At 58.6% G+C, this 16,742-nt stretch carries 20 protein-coding genes; 16 read left to right on the top strand and 4 right to left on the bottom strand.

The features are described 5' to 3' along the window. A partial coding sequence (locus AC1DVH_RS16950; protein ID WP_477754778.1) for an asparaginase domain-containing protein occupies positions 1-511 on the bottom strand: 511 nt, incomplete at its 3' end. Between the two features lie 352 nt (positions 512-863). On the opposite strand from AC1DVH_RS16950, the gene AC1DVH_RS16945 reads away from it, so the two are divergent. The 8 genes from AC1DVH_RS16945 to AC1DVH_RS16910 all read left to right on the top strand — a co-directional run bounded on the left by AC1DVH_RS16945 (position 864) and on the right by AC1DVH_RS16910 (position 8,562). Next, positions 864-1,325, top strand: coding sequence for a hypothetical protein (locus tag AC1DVH_RS16945; protein WP_477754777.1), 462 nt, complete (start codon positions 864-866; stop codon positions 1,323-1,325). A gap of 192 nt (positions 1,326-1,517) precedes the next feature. Continuing rightward, positions 1,518-2,474, top strand: coding sequence for a substrate-binding domain-containing protein (locus AC1DVH_RS16940; RefSeq protein ID WP_477754776.1), 957 nt, complete (start codon positions 1,518-1,520; stop codon positions 2,472-2,474). A 55-nt stretch (positions 2,475-2,529) separates the two neighbouring features. Continuing rightward, complete coding sequence (locus tag AC1DVH_RS16935; protein ID WP_477754775.1) at positions 2,530-4,083, top strand: sugar ABC transporter ATP-binding protein; 1,554 nt, start codon at positions 2,530-2,532, stop codon at positions 4,081-4,083. Beyond that, positions 4,080-5,057, top strand: a complete 978-nt coding sequence (locus AC1DVH_RS16930; protein WP_477754774.1) for an ABC transporter permease — start codon at positions 4,080-4,082, stop codon at positions 5,055-5,057. Before AC1DVH_RS16935 ends, AC1DVH_RS16930 begins: the two co-directional genes overlap by 4 nt. Before the next feature lie 3 nt (positions 5,058-5,060). Next, on the top strand, positions 5,061-6,080 hold the full coding sequence (locus AC1DVH_RS16925) for a LacI family DNA-binding transcriptional regulator (protein ID WP_477754773.1): 1,020 nt from the start codon (positions 5,061-5,063) through the stop codon (positions 6,078-6,080). 91 nt (positions 6,081-6,171) lie between these two features. Beyond that, entirely contained in the window at positions 6,172-7,089 is a 918-nt protein-coding gene (gene rbsK / locus AC1DVH_RS16920) for a ribokinase (RefSeq protein ID WP_477754772.1), read from the top strand. After that, positions 7,086-7,490 (top strand): D-ribose pyranase, encoded by a 405-nt coding sequence (rbsD, locus tag AC1DVH_RS16915; RefSeq protein ID WP_477754771.1) that lies wholly within the window; start codon positions 7,086-7,088, stop codon positions 7,488-7,490. Before rbsK ends, rbsD begins: the two co-directional genes overlap by 4 nt. Positions 7,491-7,593: 103 nt before the next feature. Further along, positions 7,594-8,562: a nucleoside hydrolase gene (locus AC1DVH_RS16910; protein ID WP_477754779.1), complete on the top strand. Its 969-nt coding sequence runs from the start codon at positions 7,594-7,596 to the stop codon at positions 8,560-8,562. A 33-nt stretch (positions 8,563-8,595) separates the two neighbouring features. Here the strand turns inward: AC1DVH_RS16910 and AC1DVH_RS16905 are convergent, their stop codons facing one another. Further along, on the bottom strand, positions 8,596-8,808 hold the full coding sequence (locus AC1DVH_RS16905) for a hypothetical protein (RefSeq protein ID WP_477754770.1): 213 nt from the start codon (positions 8,806-8,808) through the stop codon (positions 8,596-8,598). A gap of 132 nt (positions 8,809-8,940) precedes the next feature. Between AC1DVH_RS16905 and AC1DVH_RS16900 the strand changes: the two genes are divergently transcribed. Together AC1DVH_RS16900 and AC1DVH_RS16895 are read left to right on the top strand one after the other, a co-directional pair. Next, the gene (locus AC1DVH_RS16900; protein WP_477754769.1) at positions 8,941-9,246 is read left to right on the top strand and encodes a hypothetical protein; all 306 of its coding nucleotides are present in this window, start codon (positions 8,941-8,943) and stop codon (positions 9,244-9,246) included. A 165-nt stretch (positions 9,247-9,411) separates the two neighbouring features. Further along, positions 9,412-9,732: an I78 family peptidase inhibitor gene (locus AC1DVH_RS16895; protein WP_477754768.1), complete on the top strand. Its 321-nt coding sequence runs from the start codon at positions 9,412-9,414 to the stop codon at positions 9,730-9,732. Positions 9,733-9,802: 70 nt separating this feature from the next. Here AC1DVH_RS16895 and AC1DVH_RS16890 read toward each other — a convergent pair whose 3' ends face one another. After that, positions 9,803-10,015 (bottom strand): cold-shock protein, encoded by a 213-nt coding sequence (locus AC1DVH_RS16890; protein ID WP_003179963.1) that lies wholly within the window; start codon positions 10,013-10,015, stop codon positions 9,803-9,805. Positions 10,016-10,307: 292 nt separating this feature from the next. Next, a complete protein-coding gene (locus AC1DVH_RS16885; RefSeq protein ID WP_477754767.1) occupies positions 10,308-10,610 on the bottom strand; it encodes a hypothetical protein in 303 nt (100 codons plus the stop codon). 374 nt (positions 10,611-10,984) lie between these two features. Here AC1DVH_RS16885 and thrS point away from each other — a divergent pair, with 374 nt between their 5' ends. The 6 genes from thrS to pheT form a co-directional block, all read left to right on the top strand. Further along, complete coding sequence (thrS, locus tag AC1DVH_RS16880) at positions 10,985-12,907, top strand: threonine--tRNA ligase (RefSeq protein WP_477754766.1); 1,923 nt, start codon at positions 10,985-10,987, stop codon at positions 12,905-12,907. Next, positions 12,907-13,458 carry a translation initiation factor IF-3 gene (gene infC, locus AC1DVH_RS16875; RefSeq protein ID WP_172668659.1) on the top strand — a complete coding sequence of 184 codons (552 nt, stop codon included), beginning with the start codon at positions 12,907-12,909 and terminating at the stop codon, positions 13,456-13,458. The genes thrS and infC overlap by 1 nt, the downstream gene beginning before the upstream one ends. Positions 13,459-13,518: 60 nt before the next feature. Then, positions 13,519-13,713 (top strand): 50S ribosomal protein L35, encoded by a 195-nt coding sequence (gene rpmI / locus AC1DVH_RS16870; protein WP_002553160.1) that lies wholly within the window; start codon positions 13,519-13,521, stop codon positions 13,711-13,713. Between the two features lie 28 nt (positions 13,714-13,741). Beyond that, complete coding sequence (gene rplT / locus AC1DVH_RS16865) at positions 13,742-14,098, top strand: 50S ribosomal protein L20 (RefSeq protein WP_007905879.1); 357 nt, start codon at positions 13,742-13,744, stop codon at positions 14,096-14,098. 109 nt (positions 14,099-14,207) lie between these two features. After that, positions 14,208-15,224, top strand: a complete 1,017-nt coding sequence (pheS, locus tag AC1DVH_RS16860; protein ID WP_007975711.1) for a phenylalanine--tRNA ligase subunit alpha — start codon at positions 14,208-14,210, stop codon at positions 15,222-15,224. Positions 15,225-15,250: 26 nt separating this feature from the next. Beyond that, positions 15,251-16,742 (top strand): phenylalanine--tRNA ligase subunit beta (gene pheT / locus AC1DVH_RS16855; protein ID WP_477754765.1); only part of this gene is annotated, 1,492 nt, incomplete at its 3' end.

Genomic DNA, 16,742 nt, shown 5'->3' with positions numbered 1-16,742 from the left:
CGGCTACCGCGTTGTACAGGTTCAGCATGCCATCGGCGGACATCGCGGTGCCCGGGCGCATCGAGCCCACGACAATGATCGGCTTCTCGGTTTTTTCCACCAGGTTCAGGAAGTACGCGGTTTCTTCCAGGGTGTCGGTGCCGTGGGTGATCACGATGCCATCGACGTCTTTGCTGTCGGCCAGTTCAGCCACGCGGCGACCCAGTTGCAGCAGGTTTTCGTTGGTAATGCTTTCGGAGGCGATCTGCATGACCTGTTCGCCGCGAACGTTAGCCAGTTGGCTCAGCTCAGGAACGCCAGCGATCAACTGTTCGATGCCGACTTTCGCTGCTTGATAGGTTGCGCTGTTGGCGGAGCTGGCCCCTGCGCCGGCAATGGTGCCGCCGGTGGCCAGGATCACCACGTTGGCCAGTTTCTGTTGGGTTTCGGCTTCTTTGGCCTGAAGGGCGGTGGGCAGAAGCAGGAGGAGGGCCAAGGCGCCCGGAACAAAGGTCTTGAGTGCAGATGTCATTATTTTTCTCTTCTAGTTGTGAGGCGGTGCAGATGCAAGTTCATCTAGATACGCCCCCAGGCGAATCTGAACGCTGGGGTGCGAGGGGAAGAGCAGGATCTGTACCAGCAACACTCTGAATCGAAAAAAACGCTTAACTTAATGATTTGTAACGGTATTGCTGTTTGTGTCCGGAGGCGGTTTTGGGTCTTGGCGTCCGGATTACCGAACATGTTTAACTTTCGCGTTCGGCTCTCCGAAACGGATTGCAGTTCTGTTTAAGATTTCAACGCCTCTAATCGTCGTTAACGACTAAAGAAACGCGTGCGTCGGTCGATGCTCCTTCAAGGGGTCTTTTTCTGCAGGAGTTCACATGTCGTTATCTATTGGCTTCCCAAATGCCGCGGGCATCACCATTGGGGGAAAGTCTGCGACGACCATTCGTGCTTTAGGCGATGCGACAGGGGATGCGGCTGCTCAAGCGCTGGGTGCAAAGGAAGGCGACGGTACCCAGGTTAAAACGGGCCCGGTAGGTCTGGAAGAAAGTGCCGGCGCACAGGCCGAATCGCAAACCAGCGATAACACCAGCATTGCGGTGAAGATCCTGCTCAAGCGTCTGAAGGAGCTGCAACAGCAATTGCGCGAGCAACAGCAGCAACTGGCGCAGGCCCAGGCGGCGTCTTATCCGACTCCGGAAGCCAAGACCACGGCAGTAGCGGCCATTGAGGGGCAGGTTGCCGACACCAACGGCGCCATCCTGCAAGTGAGCGCGAGCCTGATCAAAGAGCTGGCCAAGGGTTCTGGCACGGGATCGGTGGTCAACACCACGGCGTGAACTGGATGCCGTTTTTCGCTGAACATCTCTGAAAGCACTTTTCAGGTCGTTGACAAATACCGGCAGGGTTCGCATAGTTTGCTTCACGCAAACGTTTGCGCGGCTCCAGTGATGGCTTTTCATCGCAGTGGGTCGTGAAGCTTACGCCAGCGCAAGCGTTGCTCACAATAATCATAAGATCGGAGTGAACCCATGAAGCTGCCATTCGCTGGACGTCTTCTCGCTGTCGCCATTTTGGCTGCCGCATCCGCTGCACTGCCTGTCTCTTCGGCCTTTGCTGAAACCACGGAAAAACCGAAAGTCGCGCTGGTCATGAAATCCCTGGCCAACGAGTTCTTCCTGACCATGGAAGACGGCGCCAAGGCCTACCAGAAAGATCACTCCGGCGAATTCGAGCTCATCTCCAACGGCATCAAGGATGAAACCGACACCGCAGGTCAGACGCGCATCGTCGAGCAGATGATCCTGGCCAAGGTCAATGCACTGGTGATTGCGCCGGCAGACTCCAAAGCCATGGTCCCGGTGATCAAGAAAGCCATAGATGCCGGTATCACCGTGATCAACATCGACAACCAGCTGGACCCCGCCGTCGTCAAAAGCAAAAACATCAATGTGCCGTTCGTAGGCCCGGACAACCGCAAGGGTGCGCGGTTGGTGGGCGATTACCTGGCCAAACAGCTGAAGGCCGGTGACGAAGTCGGCATCATCGAAGGTGTGTCCACGACCACCAATGCCCAGCAGCGGACCGCGGGCTTCAAGGATGCGATGGAGGCGGCACAGATCAAGGTCGTGTCCCTGCAATCCGGTGACTGGGAAATCGACAAAGGCAACAAGGTGGCCGCCTCGATTCTCAGTGAATACCCGCAAACCAAGGCCCTGTTGGCCGGCAACGACAGCATGGCGGTCGGTGCGGTGTCTGCCGTGCGCGCCGCGGGCAAGGCCGGCAAGGTGCAAGTGGTCGGCTACGACAACATCAATGCCATCCAGCCAATGCTCAAGGACGGTCGCGTGCTGGCCACCGCGGACCAGTTCGCGGCCAAACAGGCGGTGTTCGGTATCGAGACTGCACTGAAAATTCTCAAGGGTGAAAAGGTCGACGGCGGCGTCAATGGCGTGATTGAAACGCCGGTAGAGCTGGTCACCAAGTAGCCTTCTGGCGACATAACGGCGCTCGTCCAGCCGGACGAGCGCATGGAGAGTTTTTATGTCAGTTTGCGCTCCGAACGCTGTCCTCTCGGTCAGCGGTATCGGCAAGACCTACGCCCAACCGGTCCTGGCCGGCATCGACCTGACACTCATGCGCGGGGAAGTGCTGGCGTTGACCGGTGAAAACGGTGCAGGCAAAAGCACGCTTTCGAAGATTATTGGCGGGCTGGTCACGCCGACCACCGGCCAGATGCAGTTTCAGGGGCAGGACTATCGTCCGGGTAGCCGGGCTCAGGCTGAAGCGCTGGGTATCCGCATGGTTATGCAGGAGCTCAATCTGCTGCCGACCCTGTCGGTGGCGGAAAACCTGTTTCTCGACAATCTGCCCAGCATAGGTGGCTGGATCAGCCGCAAGCAATTGCGCAAGGCTGCGATCGAGGCCATGGCTCAGGTCGGGCTCGACGCCATTGACCCGGACACCCTGGTCGGCGAACTGGGCATCGGCCACCAGCAAATGGTCGAGATCGCCCGCAACCTGATTGGCGATTGTCATGTGCTGATTCTCGACGAGCCGACCGCGATGCTCACTGCACGCGAAGTCGAAATGTTGTTCGAGCAGATCACCCGCCTGCAAGCTCGCGGCGTATCGATCATCTACATCTCTCACCGCCTCGAAGAGCTGGCGCGGGTCGCACAGCGCATTGCCGTGCTGCGCGATGGCAATCTGGTTTGCGTCGAGCCAATGGCCAACTACAACAGCGAGCAACTGGTCACCCTGATGGTCGGGCGCGAGCTCGGCGAACACATCGATATGGGGGTGCGCAAGATCGGCGCCCCTATGTTGACGGTCAAGGGCCTGAGTCGTTCCGACAAGGTTCGCGACGTGTCGTTCGAAGTCCGTGCCGGAGAGATTTTCGGCATTTCCGGTTTGATCGGTGCGGGGCGTACCGAATTGCTGCGTCTGATCTTCGGGGCCGATATCGCCGACAGCGGCACGATTGCCCTGGGGGCGCCGGCGCAGGTCATCAATGTGCGTTCGCCAGTGGATGCGGTCGGGCACGGCATTGCCTTGATCACCGAAGATCGCAAGGGCGAAGGCCTTTTGCTGACCCAATCGATCGGCGCCAACATCGCTTTGGGCAACATGCCCGGCATCTCCAGTGCTGGCTTGGTCGACAACGATGAGGAGAACGCCCTGGCCCAGCGTCAGATCGACGCCATGCGCATTCGCAGTTCCGGTCCGGCACAGTTGGTGTCCGAGTTGTCCGGCGGTAATCAGCAGAAAGTCGTCATCGGCCGTTGGCTGGAGCGCGATTGCTCGGTGCTGCTGTTCGACGAGCCGACCCGCGGCATCGACGTCGGCGCCAAGTTCGATATCTACAACCTGCTCGGCGAATTGACCCGCCAGGGCAAGGCGCTGGTGGTGGTCTCCAGCGATTTGCGCGAGCTGATGCTGATCTGCGACCGGATCGGTGTGCTGTCGGCGGGGAGGCTGATCGATACATTCGATCGCGACAGCTGGACCCAGGATGAGTTGCTCGCCGCTGCTTTCGCCGGCTACCAAAAACGTGATGCGCTGCTCTTTGAAGCCGCGCCTAGGGATCTTCCATGAAAACCGCTTCTTTCGCCGGCAAACGCAATGGCAACTTCTACGGCCTGGGCACCTATCTGGGCCTGGCAGGTGCCTTGTTGGCGATGATCGTGCTGTTCTCGGTGCTGAGCAGTCACTTCCTGTCCTACGATACTTTCAGCACCCTGGCCAACCAGATTCCGGACCTGATGGTGCTGGCGGTCGGCATGACCTTTGTGTTGATCATTGGTGGCATCGACCTGTCGGTAGGTTCGGTGCTGGCATTGGCGGCTTCGACCGTGAGCGTGGCGATTCTTGGCTGGGGCTGGGGCGTTCTGCCGGCGGCGCTGCTGGGCATGGCCGTTGCGGCGTTCGCCGGTACCATCACCGGCTCGATCACGGTGGCGTGGCGGATTCCGTCGTTCATCGTGTCCCTGGGCGTGCTGGAAATGGCTCGCGGGGTGGCGTACCAGATGACCGGTTCGCGTACGGCCTACATCGGCGATGCGTTCGCCTGGTTGTCCAACCCGATCGCCTTCGGCATTTCACCGTCGTTCATCATCGCGTTGCTGATCATTTTCATCGCCCAGGCCGTGTTGACCCGCACGGTGTTCGGTCGTTACCTGATCGGTATCGGCACCAACGAAGAGGCCGTGCGGCTGGCGGGGATCAATCCCAAGCCCTACAAAATCCTGGTCTTCAGCTTGATGGGGTTGCTGGCCGGTATTGCCGCGTTGTTCCAGATTTCTCGCCTGGAAGCCGCGGACCCGAATGCCGGCTCCGGCCTTGAGTTGCAGGTGATTGCAGCCGTCGTGATCGGCGGGACCAGTCTGATGGGCGGGCGCGGTTCGGTGATCAGCACGTTTTTTGGCGTCCTGATCATTTCCGTGCTGGCCGCGGGGCTGGCGCAGATCGGCGCAACCGAGCCGACCAAACGCATCATTACCGGCGCGGTGATCGTGGTGGCGGTGGTGCTGGACACCTATCGCAGTCAACGCGCAAGCCGGCGGACCTGAGTCATGGCGACTATCAAAGATGTGGCAGCCCTTGCCGGCATTTCCTACACCACGGTTTCCCATGTGGTGAACAAGACCCGCCCGGTCAGTGAAGAGGTCCGGATCAAGGTCGAGGCGGCAATCCAGACCCTCGACTACGTCCCCAGCGCCGTGGCCCGTTCGCTCAAGGCCAAGACCACAGCGACCATCGGCCTGTTGGTGCCCAACAGCCTCAACCCGTATTTCGCCGAGCTTGCCCGGGGTATCGAGGATTACTGCGAGCGAAACGGTTACTGCGTCATCCTGTGCAACTCCGACGACAATCCAGACAAGCAGCGCAGCTATCTGCGTGTACTGCTGGAAAAGCGTATCGACGGCCTGATTGTCGCCTCGGCCGGCGGCGACAGTGGCCTGGTGCAAGGTCTTAAAGGCGTCCGCACGCCCATGGTGATCGTCGACCGCGGACTGGACGGTATCGATGCGGACCTGGTGCGCATCGACCATGAATACGGCGCGTATCTGGCGACCCGGCACCTGCTGGAACTGGGGCATCGGGATATCGCCACGATCAGCGGGCCGGAGAACACCAGCGTGGCGCAGATGCGTCTGGCGGGTTATCGCCGGGCCTTGAAGGAGGCGGGCGTCGAAGTCTCTCCCGAGCGCATGCTGGAAAGCGATTTCACCAGCACTGGCGGTTACAGCGCTGCCGCGGTTTTGCTGGAAAACAAGCCGCCTACCGCCATTTTTGCGGCCAACGACATGATTGGCATCGGCGTGCTACGGGCCGCCGCCGAGCGCAATATTCGCGTACCGAGTGAGTTGTCGGTGATCGGCTTCGACGATATCCAGATGAGTCGGTATGTCTATCCGTCGTTGACCACGGTGGGGCAATCGATCCTGCAACTCGGTGAAATGGCCGCCGAAGTGCTTTTACGGCGAATCGCCACGCCGGGCCTGGCGACCGATCAGCGGATCGTGACGCCGAGTATCGTCATACGTGAATCGACGGCGCCGCTGGCCGGCGTGTTTGCCCAGTTCCGTTGAAAACAGAGAGCCGTTGAAAACAGAAAGCCGTTGAAAATAGAACGCCGCTGAACCCACAGCGCCGCCGAAACAGAATCGTGAGTAGCAATGTATGCCAGCAAAAGTAGTGGTAATAGGCAGTTTGAACATGGACCTGGTGACCCGGGCGCCGCGCTTGCCCAAGGGCGGTGAAACGCTGATTGGTCAGTCGTTTACCACCGTCTCCGGCGGCAAGGGCGCCAATCAGGCCGTGGCTGCGGCGCGGCTGGGAGCCCGGGTGTCGATGATCGGGTGCGTGGGCAGTGACGCCTATGGTGAGGCGCTGCGCGGGGCGCTGTTGGCCGAGCAGATCGATTGCCAGGCGGTGAGCACCATTGACGGTTCCAGCGGCGTGGCGTTGATTGTGGTCGACGACAGCAGTCAGAACACCATCGTGATCGTCCCCGGTGCCAACGGTGCATTGACCGCTGAAGCCATTGACCGTTTTGATTCGGTGATACACGCGGCGGATGTGCTCATTTGTCAGCTGGAAGTGCCCGATGCTTCTGTTGGCCATGCGCTCAAGCGCGGTCGCGAGTTGGGCAAGACTGTCATCCTCAATCCGGCACCGGCCAGTCGTCCGTTGCCATCGGACTGGTACGCGTCCATCGATTACCTGATTCCCAACGAAAGCGAAGCGTCGGCCCTGAGCGGTCTGTCAGTGGACTCCCTGGACACCGCACAAGCCGCGGCGACCCGCCTGATAGCCCTGGGCGCCGGCAAGGTGATCATCACCCTCGGTGCGCAAGGTTCGCTGTTTGCCGATGGCCAACGCTTCGAACATTTCCCCGCACCCGTGGTAAAGGCTGTCGATACCACGGCGGCCGGCGATACGTTTGTCGGCGGTTTCGCTGCGGCGCTGGCCGCGGGTCAAGATGAGGTGTCGGCGATCCGCTTCGGGCAGGTGGCTGCGGCGTTGTCGGTCACCCGGGCCGGCGCGCAACCTTCGATTCCCGCCTTGAGCGATGTACAGGCGTTTAAAATTCCATGAAAAAGACACCCCTGCTCAACATTGCGCTGTCGCGACTGATCGCGTCTTTGGGACATGGCGACTTGGTCGTCATCGGAGATTCGGGGCTGCCGGTTCCACCGGGCGTTGAATTGATTGACCTGGCCTTGACCCCCGGCATACCGGATTTTGTCAGCACCTTGAAGGTCGTGCTCAGTGAGATGCAGGTCGAAAGCCATGTGCTGGCACAGGAAATCTTCGATAAAAAGCCGTCGGCCCTGGTCGCGCTGGAAGAACTGAACGGTGAAGGCGCGTTGGGTCGGCGTGAAGTGCTCACCCATGAACAATTCAAGGTCCTGAGCCGACAAGCGAAGGCGATTGTTCGTACAGGCGAATGCCAACCGTACTGCAACATTGTGCTGGTCGCCGGCGTTACGTTTTGACTGGCTGTCCGCGTTTTGATGTCCCAGGCACAAGGAGTGCGCCCCGTATCGCTATGCTCAGAAACTGCACCCACTGCTCCGGAGTCTGCTGCTTTTGTCCCTGATGACCGCAACCAACGCCCAGGCGGCACCAAAGATCGACCTGATCATCGACACCGATCCAGGGGCTGACGATGTCGTTGCCCTGTTGTTCGCCCTGGCATCGCCGGACGAGCTGAATGTCCGCGCATTGACCACCGTAGCCGGCAACGTTCGCCTGGACAAGACCTCGCGCAATGCGCGATTGGCCAGGGAGTGGGCGGGGCGCGAAGAGGTTCCGGTCTATGCGGGGGCGCCCAAGCCCCTGATGCGCACACCCATCTACGCCGAGGACATTCATGGCAAGGAAGGGTTGTCGGGCATTGCCGTGCATGAGCCCAGACAAGGCCTGGCCGAGGGCAGCGCCATCACCTACCTGATCGATACCCTGAAATCGGCCAGGCCCAACAGCATTACCATCGCCATGCTAGGCCCACAGACCAACCTGGCCCTGGCGCTGATCCAGGAGCCGGGTATCGTTCAGGGCATCAAGGAAGTGGTGGTCATGGGCGGTGCGCACTTCAACGGCGGCAACATCACGCCAGTGGCCGAGTTCAACCTGTTCGCCGACCCGCAAGCGGCCGAAGTGGTGCTCAACAGCGGCGTGAAGCTGACCTACCTGTCGCTGGATGTGACCCACAAGATCCTTACCAGCGAAGCGCGCCTGAAACAGATTGCCGCGCTGAACAACAACGCCAGCCGACTGGTGGGCGACATTCTCAATGAATACATCAAGGGCGACATGGAACACTACGGCATTCCGGGCGGCCCGGTGCATGACGCCACGGTTGTCGCTTATCTGCTCAAGCCGCAATTGTTCAGCGGTCGCTCGGTCAACGTGGTGGTCGACAGCCGCGAAGGACCGACCTTTGGACAAACCATCGTCGACTGGTATGACAGCTTGAAAGCGCCAAAGAATGCCTTCTGGGTTGAAAGCGGCGATGCCCAGGGCTTCTTCGATCTGCTGACCGAGCGCCTGGCTCGCCTGAAATGAGCCTAATGTCCCACGGGTGCCTGCCAGCGGGTTTCACTCCCGCCCGCTAACGGCTTCGGCCTTTTGGCCGGACAGATGTTTCTCGAAAATCTGCTCGATGAACGATTGGGCGGCTTCGGTTCCAAGGTCCCTGACCAGCAGGTCGATACCGATAATGGCGAGCTCTTCCGTGCTGCCTGGACTGTAGGAGCTGTGGCCGTCTTGCCACTTGGCCTTGATGTCAGCGTCGATGCTTACGGTGGTCATGATGGCGCTCGTGAGGTCGGGGAAGTCTGAGTGCCGAGTTAACCATTTTACGGGGCTTTTGACACGTCGACTTAGGCATGAAAGGAGGGCTGTGCGACACTTGGTCTCTGACGAATATTCAAGGAATGCGCTGTGCAGATCGATTTGAACTCCCCGGATGGCCTGACCCTTGAGGCGGTGCGTCAGTTGCTGGCCGGCGCCAGTGACGATGAGCACACCCAGTTGCGGGTCGCCAAAGGAGGCATTGCCTATATCTCCTCGGGTGTCGTGGGCGGTACCGATATCGACGGGTTGTTGTTTCGACTCGAAACCTGGGCCAAGGGCTCCGGTTATGTCGGGCGGGTCGCGGCCAGCGATGAAGTCTGGGTCATGCAAATCTTCAATGCGTTGAATGAGAACTGGCCCAACCCTCCTTACGACTACATCGACGTCTATTGAGCGTCGTTCATATTCAGTCACGATTCAGTGATCAAGGGCAGCGCCGCGCTCAGGCAGAATCGCGGCTCGTCCGGATCATGGGCAGGGTGCCAGTGCTCCCTGTGAAACCAAACGCCAGTCTGGTTGTCGCACGATCTCAGCTTAATCATTGAATAAGGAGGCTTCATGCCTTGGAAGCTCGCGTCATTGGGTACTTTGTTGGCCGTTGCCACACTGGCCGGTTGCAGCACTACCTCTACGGAGCCGGCAACAACGGATGTTGCGACGACTGACACGGGTCACAGTCGCTGTGAGGCAAAGGCTGCCGAGTTCACCATCGGCAAACAGGCATCGCCGCAATTGCTTGAGCAAGCGCGTACCCGCGCAGGAGCGCAAAACGCGCGGTTCCTGCTGCCAACCGATATGGTGACGCTGGAGTACCGTTCAGACCGTCTTAACCTGAACACCGATGCCAATAAAGTGGTCACTCGCGTCAACTGCGGCTGATCACTCGGCTTTTGTTTCGCCCATAAAAAACCCCGTCACATGGACGGGGTTTTTTTAGTGCGCCTGGAAATTACTCTGGGCGAACTTGAGCAGCTTGCATACCCTTTTGGCCTTTCTCAGCCACGAAGGAAACAGTCTGGCCTTCTTTCAGGCTTTTGAAACCGTCGCTTTCGATAGCTTTGAAGTGTACGAACAGGTCGTCACCGCCACCTTGAGGAGTGATGAAGCCGAAGCCTTTTTCATCGTTGAACCATTTAACGGTGCCGGTTTGGCGATTAGACATGGTGTATCTCCAAGAAACATATATTTTCAGTAGTACTGTGCTGCTCAGGCCAACTGGGCACACCCGGATATCATAGTCGAAATGTTCGCTTTGGGAGCCCCCCGGGCGAGCTGTTTGCTTTGCAGACGAGCATTCTTTAGTGCTTCATGTGGCTGGAAGCCCCGTTTTAAAAGGCTTTCAGCCGAAAGTAAAGACGATAAAAAAAGCTGTAAAACCTTCATAAAATGTCAGGCAAAGCGACATTCGGCCTGTTTTTTCGGTCATTGCAGGTGAAAAAATCAATGCGAGAAGCTTATTTCTTCGCCCCGGCATCGACCCTGCAAGTGGCGATTTTCTGCATCGCCTGATTTCCCAGTTCTTGACTTGCCGTGCCGTCCATCAATGCCTGAAGGTCTTTGGCAGGATAGGATTTGAGCTGGTCGGCGCCGCAACCACAGACGGCTTTTGCCTTCGCATCACCGATCTTTTGTGCCGCTGCAGGGACGCATTGCGCCATGTATTTCTCGCGCTCACCCTTTGGCCAGTCGGCGTGGGCGGCCAATGGCAGCAGCAGAACGATGGGTGCGACTACGGCGAACAAACGGTTCAGACGCATGCTGGGATGCTCCTTGTGGGTCAATGACGTGTTATCTGAGGGGCGAAGCGGTGTTCAAGTTCATCACTCTGGCATAAAAATGACCGATTTGCCCCCGCACAAAGTCTGCGTGCATCGACGAYCGTTCATCTGTGCTAGCATGCCTCGCTCGGGCGTTTGCAAGCTCCGGATGACCTTCAGTCCCGGCGGCGGCAGATGCGCGATTAACCCTGATTTGAATCCCAGTCACTCTGGTTCGGTTTTCCGGTTGGCCGCAAGGCTCCTGCCGCTGTAAGGCAGGCGTTCGTCATTGAATGGCCTGGACCGGATCTTGTACTGGCTCATCCCAACCCACGTGACCTTTGGTAGGGGTCACCACTAGGAGAGGAGGCGCCATGCCAACTATTACTCTTCCCGACGGCAGTCAACGTTCATTCGATCACCCGGTTTCCGTAGCCGAGGTCGCCGCATCCATCGGTGCAGGCCTGGCCAAGGCCACCGTGGCCGGCAAGGTCAATGGCAAGCTGGTCGACGCCAGCGACATCATCGACAGCGACGCGTCGCTGCAAATCATCACGCCAAAGGATGAAGAGGGGCTGGAGATCATTCGCCACTCTTGCGCCCACCTGGTTGGCCATGCGGTCAAGCAGTTGTACCCGACCGCCAAAATGGTCATCGGTCCGGTCATCGACGAAGGTTTCTATTACGACATCGCCTTCGAGCGTCCTTTCACTCCGGACGACCTGGCGGCCATCGAACAGCGCATGCAGCAGCTGATCGAGAAAGATTACGACGTGATCAAGAAAGTCACTCCGCGCGCCGAAGTGATCGAAGTGTTCAGGGCCCGTGGCGAAGACTACAAGTTGCGCCTGGTCGAGGACATGCCGAACGAGCAGGCCATGGGCCTGTACTATCACGAAGAATACGTCGACATGTGCCGCGGTCCGCACGTGCCGAATACCCGCTTCCTGAAATCCTTCAAGCTGACCAAGCTGTCCGGTGCCTACTGGCGCGGCGATGCCAAGAATGAGCAATTGCAGCGCGTCTACGGCACCGCCTGGGCCGACAAGAAGCRACTGGCCGCCTACATCCAGCGCATCGAAGAAGCCGAGAAGCGCGACCACCGCAAGATCGGCAAGCGCCTGGGCCTGTTCCACACCCAGGAAGAAGCGCCGGGCATGGTGTTCTGGCACCCGAATGGCTGGACTTTGTACCAGGTGCTCGAGCAGTACATGCGCAAGGTGCAGCGCGACAACGGTTACCTGGAAATCAAGACGCCCCAGGTCGTTGACCGCAGCCTGTGGGAAAAGTCCGGGCACTGGGCCAACTACGCCGACAACATGTTCACCACCCAGTCGGAAAGCCGCGACTACGCGATCAAGCCGATGAACTGCCCGTGCCACGTGCAGGTGTTCAATCAGGGCCTGAAGAGCTACCGCGAGTTGCCGATGCGCCTGGCCGAATTCGGTGCCTGCCACCGTAACGAGCCATCGGGTGCCTTGCACGGCATCATGCGCGTGCGTGGATTCACCCAGGACGACGCGCACATTTTCTGCACCGAAGAACAGATGCAGGCTGAATCCGCTGCGTTCATCAAGCTGACCATGGATGTCTACGCCGACTTCGGCTTCACCGATGTCGAGATGAAGCTGTCCACTCGTCCGGAAAAACGCGTCGGTTCCGACGAGCTTTGGGACCGCGCCGAAGCTGCGCTGGCCGCAGCCCTTGATAGCGCGGGCCTGCCGTACGATCTGCAGCCGGGCGAGGGGGCGTTCTACGGTCCGAAGATCGAGTTCTCGCTGAAAGATTGCCTCGGCCGCGTTTGGCAATGTGGTACCCTGCAGCTCGATTTTAACCTGCCTGTCCGTCTGGGAGCCGAATACGTCTCCGAAGACAACAGTCGCAAGCACCCGGTCATGTTGCACCGGGCGATCCTGGGGTCCTTCGAACGTTTCGTCGGAATCCTGATCGAGCACTACGAGGGCGCATTCCCCGCGTGGCTGGCTCCGACCCAGGCAGTGGTGATGAATATCACTGATAAACAGGCTGATTTTGCCGCCGAAGTGGAAAAAACTCTCAACGAAAGCGGGTTTCGTGCCAAGTCTGACTTGAGAAATGAAAAGATCGGCTTTAAAATCCGCGAGCATACTTTGCTCAAGGTTCCTTTTCTCTTGGTTATCGGAGATCGGGAAGTCGAGATGCAGACTGTCGCTGTGCGTACTCGTGAAGGTGCTGACCTGGGCTCGATGCCCGTCGCCCAGTTCGCTGAGTTTCTCGCGCAAGCGGTTTCCCGGCGTGGTCGCCCAGATTCGGAGTAATTATTATTAAGCGTGAAATGAGACAAGATAAACGAGCTGCACCGAAAGCCCCGATCAACGAGAATATCTCGGCACGCGAGGTTCGGTTAATTGGAGCTGAAGGTGAACAGCTTGGGATTGTGTCAATTGAAGACGCGCTTCTTAAGGCTGAAGAGGCCAAGCTGGATCTGGTGGAGATTTCCGCCGATGCAGTACCCCCTGTTTGCAAACTGATGGACTACGGCAAATCGATCTTCGAAAAGAAGAAGCAGGTTGCCGCGGCCAAGAAAAACCAGAAGCAGATCCAGGTTAAAGAAATCAAGTTTCGTCCAGGGACGGAGGAAGGGGATTACCAGGTAAAACTGCGCAACCTGGTACGTTTCCTGAGTGATGGGGACAGGGCCAAGGTATCCTTGCGATTCCGCGGCCGTGAGATGGCCCACCAGGAGCTGGGGATGGAACTCCTCAAGCGAGTTGAAGGTGACTTGCTCGAGTACGGTTCGGTCGAACAGCATCCTAAGATGGAAGGACGCCAGCTGATCATGGTCATCGCCCCGAAAAAGAAGAAGTAATCAACAGGGCACGGCAGGCCTTCTGATTATGTTTATCAACTGAATGCGGAGTATCCGAACATGCCAAAAATGAAGACCAAAAGTGGTGCTGCTAAGCGGTTTCTGAAAACTGCTAACGGTATCAAGCACAAGCACGCTTTCAAGAGCCACATCCTGACCAAAATGTCGACCAAGCGTAAGCGTCAACTSCGCGGTAGCAGCTTGCTGCATCCGTCTGACGTGGCAAAAGTCGAGCGCATGCTGCGCCTTCGTTAATTTTAGTCAAGAATAGAGGAAGTAACTCATGGCTCGTGTAAAGCGTGGCGTCATTGCCCGTAAGCGTCACAAAAAAATTCTGAAACTTGCTAAAGGCTACTACGGCGCACGCTCCCGCGTATTCCGTGTTGCCAAGCAAGCGGTAATCAAGGCAGGCCAATACGCCTACCGTGACCGTCGTCAGAAAAAACGTCAGTTCCGCGCTCTGTGGATCGCTCGTATCAACGCTGGTGCTCGTATCAACGGTCTGTCCTACAGCCGTTTCATCGCCGGCCTGAAAAAAGCGTCCATCGAGATCGACCGTAAGGTTCTGGCTGATCTGGCAGTGAACGAAAAAGCGGCGTTTGCTGCGATTGTCGAGAAAGCTAAAGCCACCTTGGCTTAAGTACCCCCGACAGTCACCCGGCCTCGCATCTGTGGGGCCAGGTGTTAAACGTCATAAATAGGGGAAGAGCCTTCAAGCTCTTCCCCTATTTTGTATCTGGAGTCTGTACATGGAAAACCTGGATGCGCTCGTCTCTCAAGCTCTAGAGGCTGTGCAAAGCGCTGAAGATATCAATGCCCTGGAGCAAATCCGGGTTCACTACCTTGGCAAGAAGGGTGAATTGACTCAGGTGATGAAGACCCTGGGGAATTTACCGGCAGAAGAGCGTCCGCAGGTCGGTGCGCTGATCAACGTTGCCAAGGAGCGTGTCACAGAGGTCCTTAATGCGCGCAAGGCATTGTTTGAAGAAGCCGATCTGGCTGCCAAACTCTCCGCCGAGTCCATTGACGTGACCCTGCCTGGCCGTGGTCAGACCTCCGGTGGTCTGCATCCGGTTACCCGCACTCTGGAACGCGTCGAACAGTTCTTCACCCGTATTGGCTACGGCATCGCCGAAGGCCCTGAGGTCGAAGACGACTATCACAACTTCGAAGCGCTCAACATCCCAGGCCACCACCCGGCCCGGTCGATGCATGACACCTTCTATTTCAATGCGAACATGCTGTTGCGCACCCATACCTCGCCGGTACAGGTCCGCACCATGGAGTCGAAACAGCCGCCGATCCGCATCGTCTGCCCAGGCCGTGTATACCGCAGCGACTCCGATATCACCCACTCGCCGATGTTCCATCAGGTCGAAGGCCTGCTGATCGATCGCGACATCAATTTCGCCGACCTCAAAGGCACCATCGAAGAGTTCCTGCGGGTGTTCTTCGAAAAGGAACTGGCGGTGCGCTTCCGTCCTTCCTACTTCCCGTTCACCGAGCCATCCGCTGAAGTCGACATGGAGTGCGTGATGTGCAGCGGTAAAGGCTGCCGCGTCTGCAAGCAGACCGGCTGGCTGGAAGTGATGGGCTGCGGCATGGTTCACCCGAACGTGCTGCGCATGTCCGGGATCGACCCGGAAGAGTTCTCGGGCTTTGCCTTCGGCATGGGTGTCGAGCGTCTGGCCATGCTGCGTTACGGCGTGAATGACTTGCGTCTGTTCTTCGACAACGACTTGCGGTTCCTCGCGCAATTTCGCTAGTCGTAACGAATTCTTAGGAGAGCAGGATGAAATTCAGTGAACAATGGCTGCGTGGCTGGGTTAGCCCGCAGGTAAGTCGCGACGAGCTGGTTGCTCGTCTGTCGATGGCCGGTCTTGAGGTCGATAGCGTTACGCCGGCCGCCGGTGTTTTCAGTGGCGTGGTAGTGGGCGAGGTGCTGAGCACCGAACCGCACCCGGACGCCGACAAGCTGCGCGTGTGCCAGGTCAGCAACGGTTCGGAAACCTTCCAGGTGGTTTGCGGTGCGCCAAACGTGCGCCCGGGCCTGAAGATTCCTTTCGCCATGATCGGCGCCGAGCTGCCAGGTGACTTCAAGATCAAGAAGGCCAAGCTGCGTGGCGTTGAGTCCAACGGCATGCTGTGCTCGCAATCCGAGCTGCAGGTCGGTGAAGGTCATGACGGCCTGATGGAGCTGCCGGCCGATGCGCCGGTAGGTAAGGACTTCCGTGTTTATCTGGACCTGGAAGACGCCAGCATCGAGGTCGATCTGACCCCGAACCGTGGCGACTGCCTGTCCCTGGCCGGTCTGGCTCGTGAAGTCGGCGCACTGTACGCCGCTCCTGTGGTCCGTCCGGTGGTGGCTTCGGTTCCTGCCGCCCACGACGAAGTGCGTTCGGTAGAAGTGCTGGCGCCCGCCGCGTGCCCGCGCTACCTCGGTCGTGTGATTCGTAACGTCGACCTGTCCAGGCCTACGCCGCTGTGGATGGTTGAGCGCCTGCGTCGTGCAGATGTGCGCAGCATCGATGCTGCCGTCGACATCACCAACTACGTGATGCTGGAACTGGGTCAGCCGCTGCACGCCTTCGATCTCGCCGAAATCAACGGTGGCATCCGTGTGCGCATGGCCGAAGAGGGCGAGAAACTGGTGCTGCTCGACGGTCAGGAAGTCAGCCTGCGTAGCGATACGCTGGTGATTGCCGACCATTCCCGAGCGCTGGCCATTGCCGGTGTCATGGGTGGCGAGCACAGCGGTGTTTCCGCGACCACCCGTGATGTGTTCCTGGAAAGCGCCTTCTTCGACCAGATCGCCGTAGCAGGCAAGGCCCGTTCCTATGGCCTGCACACCGATGCATCGCATCGCTATGAGCGTGGTGTGGACTGGCAACTGGCCCGCGAAGCCATGGAGCGCGCGACTGGCTTGCTGTTGGAGATCACCGGTGGTGAAGCGGGTCCGATCATCGAGACCGTCAGCGAACAGCACCTGCCGAAAATTGCTCCGATCACCCTGCGTGCCCAGCGCATTACCCAGATGCTGGGCATGGAAATGGATTCGGCTGAGGTGGAGCGTCTGCTCAATGCCTTGGGCCTGACCATTACTGCCGACGGGGCAGGGCAGTGGCGTGTAGACGTACCGAGCCATCGCTTCGATATCAGCCTGGAAGTCGACCTGATCGAAGAGCTGGCACGCCTGTACGGCTACAACCGTTTGCCGGTTCGTTATCCGCAAGCGCGTCTGGCGCCGCAAGCCAAGGCAGAAGCCCGTAGCGACCTGCCTGAAC

The organism is Pseudomonas sp. P4_C3 (assembly GCF_056402075.1).
The sequence above is the reverse complement of the archived record's forward strand: the minus strand, read 5'-3'. Positions and strand labels throughout refer to the sequence as shown.

Excerpts from the sequence above, each read along its gene's own strand:
- AC1DVH_RS16890 (WP_003179963.1), bottom strand. The coding sequence starts at position 10,015 with ATGTCTAATCGCCAAACCGGCACCGTTAAATGGTTCAACGATGAAAAA.
- AC1DVH_RS16930 (WP_477754774.1), top strand. The coding sequence starts at position 4,080 with ATGAAAACCGCTTCTTTCGCCGGCAAACGCAATGGCAACTTCTACGGC.
- pheS (WP_007975711.1), top strand. The coding sequence starts at position 14,208 with ATGGAAAACCTGGATGCGCTCGTCTCTCAAGCTCTAGAGGCTGTGCAA.
- AC1DVH_RS16945 (WP_477754777.1), top strand. The coding sequence starts at position 864 with ATGTCGTTATCTATTGGCTTCCCAAATGCCGCGGGCATCACCATTGGG.
- AC1DVH_RS16940 (WP_477754776.1), top strand. The coding sequence starts at position 1,518 with ATGAAGCTGCCATTCGCTGGACGTCTTCTCGCTGTCGCCATTTTGGCT.
- rplT (WP_007905879.1), top strand. The coding sequence starts at position 13,742 with ATGGCTCGTGTAAAGCGTGGCGTCATTGCCCGTAAGCGTCACAAAAAA.
- rbsK (WP_477754772.1), top strand. The coding sequence starts at position 6,172 with ATGCCAGCAAAAGTAGTGGTAATAGGCAGTTTGAACATGGACCTGGTG.
- AC1DVH_RS16895 (WP_477754768.1), top strand. The coding sequence starts at position 9,412 with ATGCCTTGGAAGCTCGCGTCATTGGGTACTTTGTTGGCCGTTGCCACA.
- AC1DVH_RS16935 (WP_477754775.1), top strand. The coding sequence starts at position 2,530 with ATGTCAGTTTGCGCTCCGAACGCTGTCCTCTCGGTCAGCGGTATCGGC.
- AC1DVH_RS16885 (WP_477754767.1), bottom strand. The coding sequence starts at position 10,610 with ATGCGTCTGAACCGTTTGTTCGCCGTAGTCGCACCCATCGTTCTGCTG.
- AC1DVH_RS16905 (WP_477754770.1), bottom strand. The coding sequence starts at position 8,808 with ATGACCACCGTAAGCATCGACGCTGACATCAAGGCCAAGTGGCAAGAC.
- AC1DVH_RS16925 (WP_477754773.1), top strand. The coding sequence starts at position 5,061 with ATGGCGACTATCAAAGATGTGGCAGCCCTTGCCGGCATTTCCTACACC.
- rbsD (WP_477754771.1), top strand. The coding sequence starts at position 7,086 with ATGAAAAAGACACCCCTGCTCAACATTGCGCTGTCGCGACTGATCGCG.
- AC1DVH_RS16910 (WP_477754779.1), top strand. The coding sequence starts at position 7,594 with ATGACCGCAACCAACGCCCAGGCGGCACCAAAGATCGACCTGATCATC.